Below are 17,989 nucleotides of genomic sequence, written 5' to 3' on the forward strand. Positions count from 1 at the left end.
CCTTTCCGCGGCCATGGCATGAATAGGCTGCGCTGTATTATTTTATGTGTAGTATCAATAAAATTATGTAACAAAAAATGCATGAAAAATGGTTCCATGCACTTTCTTACTGTTCGTTAAGTTTCGTCTGACAGCTGCCGACCCATCAATACACCCATAACAGACGCCATCATAAGCCCCCGCGTCCAGCCGCTGGAATCGCCCAGACAGTGCAGCCCGCCGATGTTTGTGTTGAGGTTTTTGTCCATCTTCACACGGTTGCTGTAAAATTTGAGTTCAGGCGAATACAGAAGCGTTTCGTCTGAAGCAAAGCCCGGCACAACTTCATCCATGGCCTGAATAAAATTGATTATGTTAATCATGGCGCGATAGGGCATTGCCGCTGTGATGTCGCCGGCCACCGCGTCCGGCAAAGTGGGTTTCAGGTTGGACTGGGCCAGCTCTTTCTGCCAGGTGCGTTTTCCGTCTAAAATGTCGCCGAAACGCTGAACCAAAATGTGCCCTGCACCCAGCATGTTGGTCAATTCGCCCACCTTTTGTGCATAAGCAATGGGCTGATTAAATGGCTCGGAAAAGTTGTGGGAACACAAAATGGCAAGATTTGTGTTGTCTGACTTCAGTTCTTTATAAGAATGGCCGTTCACCACAGCTAAATCGTCGTCATAGTTTTCCTGGCTGACAAACCCGCCGGGATTTTGGCAGAACGTGCGTACCTTGTTTTTAAAAGGTTTGGGATAGCCAATAAGCTTCGACTCATAAAGTACCTGGTTCACCTTTTCAATAACTTCGTTTCTAACCTCAACCCGAACGCCAATGTCAACAGTTCCGGGTTGATGGGCAATGTTGTGCTCAGCACAGATTTTTTCCAACCAGTCGGCGCCCCTACGCCCTGTGGCAACGACGGTGTGGGAAGAAAAAATATCAAAATTTTTCTTGCCGTCTGAAACCGTTACGCCGCGGCACACATCGCCTTCTAAAATTACATTGATACACTGGTGCCCAAACAAAATCTCTACGCCGTTTGCCAAAAGATATTTCTCAATGGCTAGATATATATCCTGGGCTTTTTCTGTGCCCAAATGGCGGATTGGGCAGTCTACAAGCTTTAATCCGGCTTGGATAGCGCGTTTGCGAATATCCTTCACTGCTTCTGTATTGCCTAATCCTTCCACATGTTCGTCCGCGCCGAATTCCAAATATATTTTATCCGTATAGTCAATGGTTTCCTGGGCGAATTCTTCGCCAATGATTGAGGGCAAGTCTCCGCCCACTTCATAGGAGAGAGAAAGCTTTCCGTCAGAAAAAGCGCCTGCGCCGGAAAAGCCCGTTGTAATGTGACAGTAGGGCTTGCACCCCACGCACTGCTTTGTTTTATCCTTTGGGCAGCGTCTGTTTTCAATAGACTGCCCCTTTTCCACAATCACAATCTTTTGTTTGCTGCCCCGGCGCAGCATCTCAATGGCGGTAAAAATTCCGGCCGGGCCGGCGCCGATTATCACAACATCTGTATTCATGCATATCCTCCAAATTTTATGTTTAAATTTCCAAAAGCAGGTAATTATAGTAATTAAGAATGTGTTTCGCCATTGTCCTGCATGCTGGCAATCCAGCCGGTGAGCAGCTTAAAAATGTTGGCAGAAATGGCCACCTGCAGCACCAAATCGTTCATTCTGTCCTGGTTGTTTTCTGTGAGAGACAAAATAGGCTGGGCCACTGCCGTAATCTGTTCTGTCACATAGGTAAAGGCTTTTGCCTGGTTTTTTACGAATGAGGCGTAGACTGCGGTAATTTCCTCCTCGTTCAAATCCGGCGGAATGATTTTCGAAATCATGGAAATGCTCAGTGTCTGCTTTAAAATGCAGACAATAATTAAATAGGCCAAATGCATTTTAGAATATTTCTTTTTCACCGGAGCAGGAATGATTTTTTGTTTTACATAGTTATTAATCATAGTGGGCGTGATAATTTTATCGTCGTTTGAAACGGCGCTGAAAATGCCCAAATAATTGCTTAACAATATAATAACCTGGTCCATGTAGAGCTCAATGGTCGGCAGCTCGTCCCAGGTCGGCAGATGATATTCTTTTAACAGGCGCTCGCCCTCAGTGAAAATTTCTGTCAGGCGCTCCTTGCTATATTTCATAAGAATCACTCCTTACATAACTATTTTAACACAGAAGTGCTAAAAAAGCAAGAAAACCATTCCAAATTCTTACATGAAATTAACACAAAACCACTTGACAGGGTTTGCTGCATGTGGTAACATAGTATTGAATACCAGAATAATGGAGGTATGAAAAAATGGCTTATGAAATTATAACAGATTCATCATCAAACCTCAGCAAAAGCATGATTAAAGAAATTGGCGTGCGTATTTTACCGTTGTCTTTTTTCATCGGAAACGAGGAATATAAAGGCTATAGAGAAGATGAAGAATTTGATTATGCTTCATTTTATGAAAAACTCAGAAGCAAAGAGAATGTGAAAACTTCGCTTGTCAATACCGATATGTTTATAGACGAATTCGAGAAAGTTTTAGAAGACGGAAAAGATGTGCTGGCAATTTTAATGTCCAGCGGCATCAGCGGCACCTATCAGGCTGCCAAAATTGCGGCGGACACGGTGCGCGAGCGTTTTCCCGACCGGCAGGTTATCGTGATTGATTCGCTGTCGGCCTCAATTGGACACGGACTTTTGGTATATTATGCCGCCAAGCTTCGGGAGGCGGGAAGAACTGTTGAAGAAGCGGCAGACTGGGTTTATAAAAACCGCTTAAAAATGGTGCATCAGTTCACGGTAGATGATTTGTTCTTTTTAAAACGCGGCGGGCGGCTTTCCGGCGGCGTTGCAATTATTGGCACCATTTTGCAGGTGAAGCCGGTGATGCATGTGGATAACGAGGGCCGTTTGATTGTGCAGGATAAGGTAAACGGCAGAAAAAAATCGTTAAACGCCATGTTTGAAATCTTTAAAAAGAACGTGAAAGACCCGCAAAACCAGGTTATTGCCATCTGTCACGGTGACTGTTTAAAGGATGCGGAATATCTTGCGGACAAAATCAGAACAGAAACAGAAGTGAAAGACATTATTATAAACTTTTGCGACCCGGTGATTGGAGCACATTCAGGACCGGGAACACTTGCCCTGTTTTATATGGGGGAAGCGCGTTAATAATAACGAAAAAAAGCGGACGGATTTTCGTCCGCTTTTTTTTATTGACAACACAGAAAATAGGTGATAAAATAAGTTCAAATTTTATTTGTGGGGTGACGAGAAATGAAACTGAACATGCGGTTTCCCGACGGAAAGCCAAAGGCCCTGACCTTTAGCTATGACGACGGTGTTTATCAGGATTTGCGGTTGATTTCTATTTTTAATCAATATGGGCTGAAAGGAACGTTTAATTTAAACAGCGGAAGTTTTGGCCAAATGCCGGGTGACCGGAAAAGTGGAAGAATGACAAAGGAAGACGTGGTTTCGGCCTATAAGGACTCGGGCCACGAGGTAGCGGTGCACGCCTTTACCCATCCGCATTTAGAACAGCTTCCGAATGACCAGGTCACAAAGGAGATTTTAGCAGATAGGGAGAACTTGGAGCAATTGTTTCACACAATTGTCCGCGGCGGTGCATATCCATTCGGAAGTTACAGTGATGAGGTTGTGGGTATATTGAAAAACTGCGGGATTCGGTATTTTCGGACAACGGCTTCTACGGAGCAGTTTACCATTCCGATAGACTGGCTGCGGCTGCCCGCCACCTGCCACCACAAGAACAAGCGTCTAATGGAACTGGCGCAGGAATTTGTAACCGACTCACCGGATTTGAAAGAAGGCTGGCGGCGTGAGCCCTGGCTGTTTTATGTTTGGGGACACAGCTATGAGTTTGACCAGAACACAGAAGACAACAACTGGGACTTGATAGAACGGTTCGCTGAATTTGTCAGCGGAAAAGAGGACGTGTGGTACGCTACCAATATTGAAATTTACGACTATGTTACGGCGTTTCGCAGCCTTGAAATCAGCTTGAGCGAGAAAATAATACATAATCCTACCGCACATACGATATTTTTTGAGTATGAGACAGAAAAACACCACATCAACCCAGGTGCAACTGTTTGTTTTGCATAAAACATCCCCGCCGGTATTCCGGCGGGGTGTTTTTTTATTTTAATAATCTAATGTTGTTCCTGTAATGATGTTATAAATCAATACCTGATTGCCGGTGCTGTTGGGATGTTTTTGGTCAGAAACAACAATTTTTGCTGTATGTTTTCCCTTTGAACCAAGATTAAAGTTGTTATATCCTAACACAAGCTGGTTTGAAGTGATATTGTTATAATAGGTTTCACCGGAACCAACCTTAACGCCGTCAATATAAACGTCATACCTTCCGCCAACAATATTCAGACCGTGTTCAACGGCGAATACATTGCCTTCAAATTCAAACTCGAAAGAGTCACCAGGTGTTACAGACTTCACAAATTGTTTTGGGTCGGTGCCGCCGGTTGTCCACTTGCTGTCTTCAGCAAAAGTTGCTGTTTGTGAGGTTGTGAAACTGGTGCTTACACCGGTGCTTTCAGGAACAAGTTTATCTGCGCGGTCAAGAGGCTTTTGATAATAGCGTCCTGTTTCTAAGCATTTTTTAATTTCATTAAAATACACTGCATATCCTAAATCTGACGGGTGAACGCTGTCCTTTAAATAGCCGGCCTCTTTTGCATTTGCACCGTTTAATTCACGCTTGAGCGCATCTTTCAAGCTGATTTGCGGTATGCCATAGAATTCCGCCACCTGTTCATGGTAAGCTGTTGGGGTAGTGTAAGTTTCATTCGTTGTATAAAGGAACACGATATACGGAACTTTTTCTAAAGCTAACAGGCTTCTCACGATGCCTTCCATATATCTTCTGGTATCGTTTCCACTGTCGTTTACTGCAAATTCAACAAACACAATGTCAGGATCTTTTGAAACTACGTCGCGGTTTAAGCGGAGCAGGCCATACTGCGACGGTGTGCCGCCAACACCCATGTTGTGCCAGGTTACATCTCTGTCTGCTGTTTTAAAGGTGCTTTCAAACCATTTGCCAGTCAGCGCTGCATAGCAAGTTTCCTTTGAATTTGAAGAACCGGTTCCCTGGGTAATGGAACCGCCTAAAAATACGACGTTCACATGGTCATCGCCTTTAAAGGGATCGTTGTTGGCGTTCATAAAGGTCACTTCCTGCACATCTGCCACAGGTTTCAGGTTTTCGTCCCACAAGAGGAGTTTTACCGTAACGGCGTTAGATAGCACAGAGATATTTGAACCAAATATTTTTTCGCCGTCTGTGAAGTTTACCGGCTCTGAGTTGATTGCAACAAGCTTGCCGTTTGTGTCATACTGCGCAATATATGCGGTGTAGGTGCCTTCAATTCCCGCGGAGCTGATGCTAACCTGCCAGTCGACAGATTTCTGATCGTCGCCAACATAAATTGAGGTGTCTAATGCCATTACCACTTTTCCTACAAATGTGCCGGTTGCGCTGTGGCCTGCATTGCCATTTACATCAATGGGGATAACTTCAAACTCAAGAGTTTTACCAAACAAATCGTTCGAAGCTTTAATGGTTGCTTTTCCTGCTTCATCGGCCTTTGCCGCTGCGATGAACGAGCGGGAATCGCCATTAACCGCATAGATTTTGATAATGGACTGGCCGCCGGCCTCTTGTGTATCTTTTCCGCTTACCATTTCAAAATCCCATGTAACGGTGATGAAGTCAGACGTTGTAAGATTTGTTTTATCGCTGGTAACTGTTACATTGGATGCTTTAAATTCAGCTTCTTTTTCATCAACAGGAGGCGTAACGGAGCTTTCCTGTTCCACAATGGAAATGTTCGCCAGGCTGAAGTTCGCCGACTCGTCTGTATCAATTGAGAATTCTGGCATGCGGTAGTGGCTGCCTTCGTAATTACATTCATACTCAAATTCATATTTTGTCCAGGTGCTTTCCAATGCAAAATTTGAAGTAAACGTTGCGTCGTTTGTGCTTACCCAGCTTTCACCGTTATAATATTCATAGTTCCACGCGGTGGGGGATGCCTGGTCTTCATAGCCGTTTACAGACTTCATTCTGCCGAAATAGTCGTCTTTTACAATTTTTTCATTGGCGTTTGTTAGATTCAATGTAGAAGATTCGTGGCTGTTGCCCATAGAACCGGAGAACAGCATGAACGGAACATCGCCCGTTTCACCTGTTTTTTCACCGTAGCCAACACCTAAATAATCTGCGCTTCCGGGAGTGTTAATTGTTTTTGTTCCGCCGCCGTTCTTCACCGTAATGGTGGTTTCCTCTCCGTTACGTTCGTCCCCGATAATGGAACGGTCCATCACAGGAAGCAGATTTTTGCCGACTGCCGCGTCGTTGTCAGCTTTTGCCCAGAACGAAACGGTATATTTTTTCTTGTTGTCAATTTCAACTTCCTGGTGCATTTTGCCGTCAGCTTCTGTCAGCTTTAAAACATTTTCGTTGGCCAAGCCGGAGGCTTCAGCAAAGGAGCTGTCGGCTGTAATGGTGCCGTCGCCTAAAGCAGACGGGGTAAAGGTATCTGCGCCGGCTTTATAAAAATCGCTGCCATTGCTTGCTTTTCTTCCGTCATAATGTGAAAAGCAAGCAGTGGAATCAGATGCGGCTGCAACTGACATGTCGCCGTTATACACAATGTTTGTGGGTTCCACTTTAAAATCATCAAGATAAACAACAAAGTCGTTTGCCTTGCATTTCACAGTTTCACCCTGCGCATTTTCATATGAAAAATAAATTTTTTCTCCGCTGTCGGTGTCGGTAACGGCAACCGCATCTTTTGGCAGTTTAAATCTTAAATCGAATGTAGTATTCCATTCATTTTCAGAAGACCGGGAAAGCGATTCGTTGAGCGTTTCGCGGTAATAGATTTCATAATACTTCCAATCTGTGTCATATTCAATATCCAAGCTTAAATTCGGCCATTTATCTTTCCGGCGCTCTAAGCGCTGTTCAGAAGTCCTCTCCTGAATAATCCACATGGAGCCTTTGGGATTTGCTTTAGCAAATTCCACAACCGCTTCCGATGTTTTAGCCCAAAAGCTGATTTTATAGGTGCGGTTATACCAAAGCTTTTTACTGTTGTCAGAAATTTTAGTATTTAAATCCATCAAACCGTCTTTTGAGCCGCCATATACCATCATAAGTGATTTTGTGGAATCCGGCAAAGCATCGGGCGTATCATCTACAAATTTTACAGAAGCGGCACTTTGGGCTGCGTAGGTAACGCCGTCGCCGCTGCCGGACAGAGTTCCTTGCTCAAAATCGTTGTCCCAGAAAGCCAGTTCTTGGGGTTCCGGCTCCGGCTCTGTGTCGTTGGAATGAGCAGCGGGCTGCAGGCATGCATTGTCTATGGCATATTCAATCCAATAGTCTTTTGACGTTACCGTAGATGATACCGTCACCTCTTTACGGGAATCCTGAAATTCCTGTGTGAAATCGGAAGCGGTGGCAATGGTATGGGCAGCAGAACCAAACCGGAAAAAGAGTTTCATATTGGCCAGCTCGTTGGGTTTTAAATAGCGGCCGCCACTTAAAGCACGCGGCAATGTAAACGTTGTTTTCATTGTGGCCCATTCGCCGGAAATTGTTCCGTCAGGGTTTTTGTCAAAAATGGTGTCACCTTTTACAGAAAAATTAATGTAATATGATCCCGTGTTCTTTTCATCTGTGGTGCACGCTGCGTCTGCGTATGTAGTTGCGCCCTCTGTCATGATAAATACATTAACATTTGGCTGAACTGCATAGTTTTGCGCAGACAAGAGTTTTATGTCCAGTGAAAGCGCATATTCTTTTTCGGGTATCAGTTTCACGCCGGAAATGCCGTCGTTTGAAATGCCCTGGTTGCCGGATTTAACCTCAATATGTGATGCAACTGCACCTTTTGAGCCGTTGGCACCTGGGGTGTAATATGCAGAGTTTACGCCTGCGGTTTGAAATGTTCCGTTAGATACATTATCAAGCTTCATATCTGCATAGCTGAAGTCATTCTCATTTTCAAATGAGAAGAAGAATGCCTCATCTTCTTTCAAATATGAAGAGGCATTTGCCGCTTGAACCGTGACAGCGCTGAGCGTGCTCATCAAAAGTGCAAGCGAAAGAATGAGTGAAAAGATCTTTTTCATATACATTTTCTCCTTGTAAATTTTATATTACAATATTATTATATCATATTCAACAAAATCTTCAACACAAATATTGCAAATTATGTGCATATTTTGTGATGAATATTGCGTTATTGTATAAGAAAATCCCCGCAGGATTTATATCTTGCGGGGATTGTTTTTATTATTTTACTATTTTACTATTCTTGTACCCATGAACCGGTCATGATGGTAAAGAAGCGGTTTTGAATGTTACCGCCGGACGAGTTCGGACCGGGAACCATTTTCAGTTCAACCGTATGCTCGCCGTAATCTAAATCGAATAGTGCGGAGTTATCCTTGCACACCCTTTGATAACCGGTTTGACCATTGTAGTGTACGTCAAAGGTCTTTACCAGATTGCCGTCGACACGAACCTCAATGTTTCCGGCGTCGTTGTGCAAACCATATTCAAAGGCAAAAATATCGCCTGTGAAATTAATCGTCATCGTGTCGCCTACGGTTGTGGAATGTACGTAGTTGCTTCCGGTGCTCCAGTTGCCATTCAGTTTTACAACGCTGCTGTCTGTGGCGGAAATAAAGTTCACTTCTGCAATAGTGCCGCTGTTTTCCATGAGTTTGTCACTGCGAACTACCGGCCGGTGATAATATCTGCCGCTTTCAATGCAGCGAATCACTTCGTCGACAATGATTTGATATCCGGCGGCGTTGGGATGTGTGCCGTCAGAGAAGAAGTCAGAGGCAGGTTTTCCTGTTTCTGCAAGTACTGCTTTATAAGCTTCTAAATCGTCAATTAACGGCAGATTATAGAAGTCAGCCACCTGATTGCCGTAACCATTTGATTGGGTAAGGTTTTGGTTTGTGCTGCGCGTAAAGATGATATAAGGTGGATTATCCATTTCCATCAAAGTGCGAACAACACTTTCCATGTTTCTTCTTGTGTCGCGGCTGCCGTCATTTATGGTATGGCTGAAGAACACAACGTCGGGCTCTAACGCAACTACATCGCGCAAAACTCTCACTAAGCTATATTCAGTTGTAGTTCCGCCAACACCTTTATTCGTGCACGTTACTTTTACATTGTCTGTCGCATATGTTTGCTCAAACCACTTACTAACTTTGGTAACCCATTTGTTTTCTTCTGAACCTGCACCTGCGCCTGCGTAAAGCGAGTCGCCTAAGAATACAACGTTAATTTGGTCGTCGCCGGCAAAGGGGTCTTTGTTCACCGGCATCAGTTCAACCGTTTTTACGCTGGCCAACGGTGTGAACGTGTCGCTCCAAACCATCAACTTCACTTTCACTGCACTGTCCAACACGTTAATGTTAGAACCAAAGGTCTTTTCACCGTCTGTGTAAGAAATGGGTTCTAAGTCAATTTTCACAAGTTTATTGTTTGCGTCGTATTGCGCAATATAGGCAGAAGCCGCACCGGTTTCTGCTGCTGTTACGTTCACTGACCAATTGACAGATGTTTTGTTTAGATCAATGGCCAGGTCAGAGGTCATGGCAAGCGTAATTTTACCGCTAAATACGGCCGTGCCGCTGTGACCGCAGTTGCCGTTTTTATCTACGGGAATTACTTCAAATTCTAAGTTCTTGCCGAACAAATCCTGTGTTGCTTTAATATCTGCTCTGCCGGCTGCGTCTGCTCTTGCAGCTGCAACAAAGTAGCGGTTTGCACCGTCGTTAGCGTAAATTTTGATAAAAGATTTTCCATCTGCTTCTTGAGTATCTTTGCCGCTTTCCATTTCAAAATCCCACGATACGTTGATAGAATCGGAGGTGGTAAGAGATTCTTTGCTGCTAGTAGCAGAAACGTTTGAAGCTTTAAATTCGGAAGGTGTATCTGCCGGAGGCGGGGTTACAGGTTCTTCTCCAGATTCCTGTTCCACAATGGAAATGTTCGCCAGGCTGAAGTTTACGGCCTCGTCCGTATCAATGGAGAATTCCGGCATACGGTAATGGTCTCCTTCGTAATTGCATTCATAGTCGAACGTATATTCTTTCCAGCCTTCTGTTAAAGCCAGGTTAGAGGAAAACTCATCCTGGTTGTTTGTGCTTACCCAGCTTTCACCGTTGTAATATTCATAGTTCCAAGCTGTGGCAGGGTCTGCTTTTAATCTGGTAAAGTAGTCGTCTTTTACAATTTTTTCACCGGCCGCAGTCAGATTTAAAGTAGTAGAACTATGGCTGTTGCCCATAGGCCCCGAGAACAACATGAATGGAACATCGCCTGTTTCGCCGGTTGTGTTGCCATAGCCCATACCAAGATTATAGTCAGGGTTTGCAGGGTCGTTAATGCTAACCTTTGCGCTGTTATCTTTCGGTGTGATTTCAATTGTCGTGTCGTCGCGCATATCTCCAATGATGGAACGGTCCATCACAGGAAGCAAATTTTTACCAACAGCTGCACCATCGTCAGCTTTCGCCCAGAACGAAACGGTATATTTCTTCTTGTTGTCAATTTCAACTTCCTGGTGCATTTTATCGTCTGCTTCTGTCAGCTTTAAAACGTTCTCGTTGGCAATGCCAGAAACTTCGGCAAAGGTGTTGTCGGCTGTAATGGTGCCGTCACCCAAAACAGCGGGCGAGAAAGTGTCGCTTCCGGCTAGGTAGTAGTCCTGACCGTTATTTTTAGTTCTGCCGTCATAGTGAAGGAAAGGAATTGTGGAATCAGCGGCTTCAGCAATTGCCATGTCGCCGTTATACACAATGTTCGTGGGCTCCACTTTAAAATCGTCTAAATAAATTTCGAAATTCTTGGCTTTTTCCGTTACCGATTCGCCGGCCAATGTTTTATATGTATATGTTTTATCTCCATCTGCGTCCGTCGCGGGTGAGTCGCTTCTGTTACCGGGAAGTTTAAATCTGAAATCGAAAATGGTTGTCCAGCCGTCATTTTCAGATGACCGGGAAAGGGATTCATTCAGGGTTTCACGGTAGTAGATTTCATAATATTTCCAATTTGTATCATATTCTACTTTCAGCTCCATGTTGGGCCATTTGTCCTTCCGGCGTTCTAAGCGCTGTTCAGAGGTACGTTCCTGAATAAAGTGCATGGATTTTCCGGTGTTTTTTGCGTAATCTACAACAGCCTGAGAAGTTTTTGCCCAAAAGCTGACTTTATAGGTTCTGTTATACCAAAGCTTTTTGCTGTTGTCGCCGGTTTTGATTTTAAGGTCTAAAAGGCCGTCAGCGGAGTCTTTATAAACTGCTTTAAGAGCCTTGGTAGAATCCGGCAACTCCTCCGGTGTGTCGTCAGTAAACTCTGGAGTGTAGCTCATGGCTTCGTATAAAAGGCCGTCTTCGCCTGTGCCTAATTTTCCGCTCTCAAAGTCCTGATCCCAAAACGCCAGCTCCCGGGGTTCTGGCTCGGGTTCGGGATCAACAGATTCAGAGGTGTAAGCTGCGGGAAGCAGGCAAATGTCGTCTAACGCATATTCAATCCACACATTTTTGCGGATTTCCGGCTTGCCGTTCGTCACTCTTACCGTAACATCTTCGCGAGTAGCATAAAATTCAGATGTAAAGTCAGATGCGGTGTCAATGGAATGTTCCGACGAGCCAAACCGAGCAAAAATCTGGAAATTGGAAAGTTCCCCGGCTTTTACAAAACGGTTGCTGCTAAACTGCGTGGGCACTGTGAAAGTGGCTTTTAAGGTCGACCACTCGTCAGAAATGGTGCCGTCGCTGTTTTTGGTAAACACCGAATCGCCCTTCACTTTAAAAACAGAGTAGTAAGAGCCTGTTGAGGACTCGCCTTCGGTGCATGCCGCGTTGCTGTATGTTTTGGTGTTTTGCGTCATAATAAAGAAATTGACGTTGGGGCATATAGCATAGTTATAAGCTGACAACAGCTTAATGTTCATGGAGATTTCATAATCTTTTCCAGGAATCAGCTTGATGTTGTTAACCCCCGAGTTTTGAATTCCCTGGTTGCCCTCTTTTACCTCTGTGTGCACGGCAACCGCGCCGGCAGAGCCGTTGGCTCCGGGGGTAAAATATGTAGCTGCGCCTGCTGTTTGAAACGTGCCGTCTGATCCATTGTCAAACTGCATGTCGGGTTCGTCTAAATCGCTCTTGTTCTCAAATGAGAAAAAGAACGCTTCTTCTTCTTTGAAATAAGAAGACGCATCTGCCGCGTGCACAGTGATGGCGCTGAATGAGCTCATCAATAGCGCAAGCGAAAGAATGAGTGAAAAGGTCTTTTTCATAAACTTTCTCTCCTTGTAAATTTTAATATACATTCTTATTATACCATATTTCACAAATTCTTCAACACATATATTGCAAATTATGTGCAAATTTTGCAACAATTATTGCACTTTTTGTAAAAAGCTTCCTTAATTGACACAATTTTATATGAAATAATCATGAATATTTTGCTCTCTGTTAAAAAAATACTTTACAATGGACCAATTTTGTAGTAATTTAATATAGAAAGAATTTTTTTTTAAAAATGGGGTGGATGATTTGGCAGAGTTAGATTTTTGGCTGTGGCTGTCTTTAAAAGAAAATTTGGGACACAATAAAATCACCCATCTTTTAGAAATTTTTGAATCTCCTGAACAAATTTTTAAAGCCGCAAAAAAGAAGCTGGCTGAGACTGCCGGGTTAAGCAGTGACGAGGTTCATATTTTGTCTGATAAGGATTTAACGCCCTGCGCCCGGGTGAAAGAACAGTGCCGAAAACTTGGAATTCGGATTTTGACCTATGACAGTCCGTTATATCCGGACAAGCTCCGGCACATTCCAGACCCGCCCTACGTGTTATATGTTTTAAGCCGCAAGCGGATTAATTTAAACGACCGGCCCTGCATTGCCATGGTTGGAAACAGGCTGATGACGGAGTATGGCAGATGTGCAGCAATGGATATTGCAAGGGGGCTGGCTGCGGCCGGCGTTGTTGTCGTCAGCGGAATGGCCCGCGGCATTGACGGCGCTTCCCACTCCGGCGCGCTTTCTGCCGGCGGCATTACGGTGGCGGTTTTGGGCTGTGGCTTGGATCTTGCATATCCTCCCGAGCATTCGGAGATGATGGAGGCAATCAGCATAAACGGCATGGTTCTTTCAGAATATCCGCCGGGCACGCCGCCGCTTCCCCAGAATTTTCCTGTAAGGAACAGAATTATCAGCGGCATCTCAGACGGCGTGGTGGTTGTAGAAGCGCCGGAAAAGAGCGGCGCGCTGATAACGGCAAATTATGCGCTTCAGCAGGGAAGGGATGTGTTTGCAGTTCCCGGCGACATTACCCGCGGACACAGCAGGGGAACCAACAGTCTGATTCGTCAGGGCGCTGTTTTGGTTGCATCTGCAATTGATGTTTTAAGCGAGTATGAGGATGTGTACATAAATACATTAAAACAATGCATAAATAATTCAGAGGAAGAATATAAAGAGGAAAAGGAGCCGGACAGCGCAGCTTTTGCGCCGCTTACTGACGCAAGGTATGACGGGCTGTCTGAAACCGCAAAAAACATATTGACGCGCCTGTCGCTTGACCCCGTGCATTTTGAGAATTTACTGAATGCAACGTCGCTGTCTGCGGATGAGCTTTCCTCAGAACTTACGATGCTGGAAATCGGAGGATTTGTAAAAACGCTTCCGGGGAAGAACTTTATTTTAAACGTCTGATACAAAAAGAGGAGGCCTAAAATGGCAAACAATTTGGTAATTGTGGAGTCGCCTGCCAAGGCGAAAACAATTAAACAATATTTAGGAAAATCATATAATGTGGTAGCTTCCATGGGACATATCAGGGATTTGCCCAAAAGTCAAATGGGGGTAGATTTAGAACATCATTTTGAACCGAAATACATTACAATCCGCGGCAAGGGCGAGCTTTTGTCAAAGCTGAAAAAAGAGGCAAAAAACGCAAAGAAAATTTATCTTGCAACTGACCCCGACCGTGAGGGCGAAGCAATTTCATGGCACTTGGCAAAGCTTTTAAATATAGATGAAACATCTAACTGCAGAATTACATTTAACGAAATTACAAAAAATGCGGTGCAGACAGCCATTAAAGAACCGCGCCCCATTGATTTGGATTTAGTGAACGCCCAGCAGGCCAGAAGAGTGTTAGACCGGATTGTGGGCTATCAAATCAGCCCGATTCTGTGGCGCAAGGTGAAAAAAGGCCTAAGCGCCGGGCGGGTGCAGTCTGTTGCCACCAGGCTGATTGTTGACCGTGAGCGGGAAATTGAAAATTTTATTCCCGAAGAATATTGGACGGTAGACGCAAAACTCAAAACCCAGGCAGGTGAAGAGTTTGAAGCGTCGCTAAACAGCTGCGACGGTAAAAAGCTCAAACCGGAAAAAGAGCCGGAAGTGAAAGCAATTTTAGACGAGCTGGCACAGCAGGAATTTGTAGTGGACAATGTGAAAAAAGGCGAGAAAAAGCGTAATCCCGCTCCGCCGTTTACCACCAGCACTCTGCAGCAGGAGGCGTCGAGAAAGTTAAACTTTACGGTGAAAAGAACCATGATGGCCGCCCAGAAGCTATATGAAGGCGCGGCGGTGGAAGGCCACGGCACCGTGGGTTTAATCACCTACATGAGAACCGATTCGTTAAGGCTTTCAAACGACGCTATAGCAGACGCGCGGGAGGAAATTAAAACAAAATATGGCGACGCACTGCTTCCGGGAAAGCCAAATGTGTATAAAACAAAAAACAGCGCCCAAGATGCGCACGAGGCAATCCGCCCCACCTATGCGTCGATTAAGCCTGCCGATTTAAAAGAATCGCTTCCCGCAGATATGTATAAGCTTTATAAGCTGATTTGGGAACGGTTTATCGCCTGCCAGATGAAGCCGGCGGTTTATGAAACGGTAAACGCCGACATTAAAGCCGGCAGGTTTGGTTTTAAGGCCAGCGGCTCAAAGCTGGTTTTTAAAGGATATATGAGCGTATATGTGGAGGGACGCGACGACGATAAAACAGAAAAGGACAAGGTGCTTCCGCCCCTTTCAAAAGATGAAATTTTAAAACTGTTAAAGCTTTTGCCCAACCAGCACTTCACCCAGCCGCCTCAAAGGTTTACGGAGGCAACGTTGATTAAAATGCTGGAGGAAAAGGGCATTGGCCGCCCCAGTACCTACGCTCCGACCATCACCACAATTACAGCGCGGGGATATGTCACGCGTGAGAAGAAGCAGCTGCTTCCAACAGAACTGGGTTCGGTTGTTACCGACATTATGACGGAGCATTTTCCGAACATTGTAGGCATTGCATTTACCGCAGATATGGAAAAGGATTTGGACGAAATTGAAGAGGGCGAAATCGACTGGGTAAAAATCGTAGAAGATTTTTACGGCCCCTTTGAAAAGACACTGAAAACGGCAGATGAGAAAATCGGCAAGGTGAAAATTGAGGACGAGAAGTCTGACGTTATCTGCGAAAAGTGCGGTCGAACCATGGTGTATAAAATGGGCAGGTTTGGAAAGTTTTTAGCGTGCCCAGGCTTTCCGGAGTGCCGGAATGCCAAGCCCATTGTGAAAGAAACCGGGGCAGACTGCCCCAAATGCGGCAAAAAGATTTTGGAAAAGAAATCGAAAACAGGCAAAACCTATTTTGGGTGCGAGGACAACCCAAAATGTGATTTTATGACGTGGGATATGCCCGTGGCAGGTGAAAAGTGCCCGAAATGCGGCGGCCTGCTGCTTTCTAAAAAAGGCAAAAAGAAACAAATTGTCTGTGCAAATCCCGACTGCGGTTATACAAAAGAATAAAAAAAGGCTGTACAGTAACGCTGTACAGCCTTTTAAAGTTTTAATAGTCAAGCACGGTGATTTGTGCGCATTCGATTTTCGGAACAGTAAAGGAAACATATCCTTCTTTTTGGGTAAACGGAATTTCTTCCATTGACGGCGCCAAATAAACCTTTTTAATTTCTTTTTCCGTTTTAATTTTTACATCTATGTCGAATACCGGCACAATGTCTTCAATAATTTCAACACCGTTTCCACGTTTTACAGGAATGGCGTAAAGGGTGTGGCAAACCAGTCTGCTGTTTTCAGCCTGGTCCATCAACGTGACAACGCCCTGGGCCGGGAGGCTGGTTTCAAGGGTTTTTCTTTCAGCAAGCAGTTTGTCTAATGTGTGCATTACAACACGCTTTGCAATAAGCGGACCCCGGGTTGCATATTCGGTGAAAATTTCCCACCCGATGTATGCGCCGTCCTTGCCTTCTGTTATGCCGGCACCGCCGTAAACGCCGGAGGAGGGGGCGTGTCTGTGAGAGCAAAAATGCTCAGCTGTTCTGTTAAAGTAGGGGTCACGGCGGGAGGCAAGCTCTTCGCCTGTGGTTTCGCATCGATAGCCCTGCGCATAGATGATGTAGTCAGAAATGTCCATATCGGGAATGTCAAAACCGGCACGCAGATAGTCCGGGCAAAATTCATTTTTGCCAACAAATTTTGCACCCAGGTCGAAAGCAAAGCTGTCGTTTTCTTTTTTCAAACCAGCCGTGCCGGTGGCTAAAATTTTGCCGCCGTTATCTAAAAACGACTGTATTTTCTTTTGAAATCCCTCATCTAACCGAACGGCATCCGGCAAAATCAGCACACTGTATTTGTTAAAGTCCGATTCAAAATCCACCACGTCGAACAGATAGTGGCCCTCCAGCAGCATGCGCACAGCGCCTGCCGTTGCACCGGAAACCCTTGCGCTGTCTGATGTTTTATAATAAGTCGCGGCAGCCTCGGTAGAAAACAGGGCAATGTCGGTTTTTGCCGTAACATGATCCAGCCACGGCTCTTTTTCTTCTAACTCTTTATAGGCCGCACCAATAAGGTTATAGGTGGCCATGTCCATTTCACCGTTGGGTGCTAACTGGTCGCCTACAGAGGATTTTGCGCCGTTGGCCGCGGCTAAGGCCGCCTCATAGCGCAGTGCATTTTTGTGTTTAAATCCGCCGAACTCGCCCCATGATTCGTGAAACTTTCCTGTCATACCCAAAAATTCTTTCCCCAGCCCTTGTGCGTAGCGCGCAGACAGCGGAAAATGGTCGTAGCCCCAGCCGCCGGTGGGCAGGCTTTCCAGTTCTAAATGGGTGTTAAAGTCCGCCAAGTCGCGCCTGCCGTTTACTATGTGGCCGCCGTTGTGGAAAACAGGAAGGCCGGGTTTTACAGAATCGATGGTTTCGCGCACACTGCGGCAATAGTTTGCATAAACCCGCTCTGCCAGGTCTAACGCATCGGCTTCGTTTGCAGGGTCTTTGCCCTCAGCAATGAGCTGGGCAACACAAGCGGGACAGTAGCATTTTCTCACCGACATAATATCTAAAAAGATGCCGTCGGCGTCGTAACGTTCACACACCTCTTTAATCTGCGCCAGTAGATAGGGTAAATAAGGCGTGTTTAAACAAAACATATGATATCTGGGAATTGAAAAGTCTGGCATCAATATGTTGCCGTTTTCGTCTCTGTAGTGGGCCAGCCATTCAGGATGTTCCTTTGCAGCTTTTTCGTCGTAACCCGCGCTGATGTAAACAGGCGTTTTCACGCCAATTTCGTGGGCCGCCTCAATCTGCTCTTTTAGTAAATCGAAAGAAAGGCCGGGGTGCATCTCGTTGGCGTCGGACGGGTGGTAAGCCCAGCCGTGGTGACACTTTGAAAACACAGTGATGGAATTTACATGCCCGGCTTTTAAAGCTTCCTGAAACTGTTTTTTCGAAAAACGCGAGCCAATGCCGTCAATTTTTTCTGAAGTATGAAAGTCTAAATGTACCTGTCTGAAATTCATTTTTCCTCTCCTTTATTTTCTTAAAAATTTAGGTTAAATAGATTATATACCACGTTGATTTTAAAGTCAACAATATTCATT

At 45.1% G+C, this 17,989-nt stretch carries 9 protein-coding genes; 4 read left to right on the plus strand and 5 right to left on the minus strand.

Annotated features, from left to right (window positions below; all coding sequences use genetic code 11):
• Positions 1 to 116 precede the first annotated feature (116 nt).
• Both WIG73_RS01515 and WIG73_RS01520 read right to left on the minus strand, forming a co-directional pair.
• Entirely contained in the window at positions 117 to 1,514 is a 1,398-nt protein-coding gene (locus WIG73_RS01515; RefSeq protein ID WP_249311875.1) for an FAD-dependent protein, read from the minus strand.
• A 53-nt stretch (positions 1,515 to 1,567) separates the two neighbouring features.
• Positions 1,568 to 2,143: a DUF1836 domain-containing protein gene (locus tag WIG73_RS01520; protein ID WP_249311874.1), complete on the minus strand. Its 576-nt coding sequence runs from the start codon at positions 2,141 to 2,143 to the stop codon at positions 1,568 to 1,570.
• A gap of 158 nt (positions 2,144 to 2,301) precedes the next feature.
• On the opposite strand from WIG73_RS01520, the gene WIG73_RS01525 reads away from it, so the two are divergent.
• Positions 2,302 to 3,171: a DegV family protein gene (locus WIG73_RS01525; RefSeq protein ID WP_249311873.1), complete on the plus strand. Its 870-nt coding sequence runs from the start codon at positions 2,302 to 2,304 to the stop codon at positions 3,169 to 3,171.
• A 105-nt stretch (positions 3,172 to 3,276) separates the two neighbouring features.
• Entirely contained in the window at positions 3,277 to 4,128 is an 852-nt protein-coding gene (locus tag WIG73_RS01530; RefSeq protein ID WP_337398993.1) for a polysaccharide deacetylase family protein, read from the plus strand.
• Between the two features lie 39 nt (positions 4,129 to 4,167).
• Here the strand turns inward: WIG73_RS01530 and WIG73_RS01535 are convergent, their stop codons facing one another.
• Positions 4,168 to 8,184, minus strand: a complete 4,017-nt coding sequence (locus WIG73_RS01535) for a GDSL-type esterase/lipase family protein (protein WP_337398994.1) — start codon at positions 8,182 to 8,184, stop codon at positions 4,168 to 4,170.
• Between the two features lie 179 nt (positions 8,185 to 8,363).
• Positions 8,364 to 12,380 carry an SGNH/GDSL hydrolase family protein gene (locus WIG73_RS01540; RefSeq protein WP_337398995.1) on the minus strand — a complete coding sequence of 1,339 codons (4,017 nt, stop codon included), beginning with the start codon at positions 12,378 to 12,380 and terminating at the stop codon, positions 8,364 to 8,366.
• A gap of 259 nt (positions 12,381 to 12,639) precedes the next feature.
• Between WIG73_RS01540 and dprA the strand changes: the two genes are divergently transcribed.
• Together dprA and topA are read left to right on the plus strand one after the other, a co-directional pair.
• Entirely contained in the window at positions 12,640 to 13,800 is a 1,161-nt protein-coding gene (gene dprA / locus WIG73_RS01545) for a DNA-processing protein DprA (protein ID WP_337398996.1), read from the plus strand.
• 21 nt (positions 13,801 to 13,821) lie between these two features.
• Entirely contained in the window at positions 13,822 to 15,894 is a 2,073-nt protein-coding gene (topA, locus tag WIG73_RS01550) for a type I DNA topoisomerase (protein ID WP_177680292.1), read from the plus strand.
• 40 nt (positions 15,895 to 15,934) lie between these two features.
• Here topA and WIG73_RS01555 read toward each other — a convergent pair whose 3' ends face one another.
• Entirely contained in the window at positions 15,935 to 17,908 is a 1,974-nt protein-coding gene (locus tag WIG73_RS01555; RefSeq protein WP_337398997.1) for an alpha-amylase family protein, read from the minus strand.
• Positions 17,909 to 17,989 lie beyond the last annotated feature (81 nt).

The organism is Congzhengia sp. (assembly GCF_037235575.1).
GTDB classification, from domain to species: Bacteria; Bacillota; Clostridia; order UBA1381; family UBA9506; genus Congzhengia; species Congzhengia minquanensis.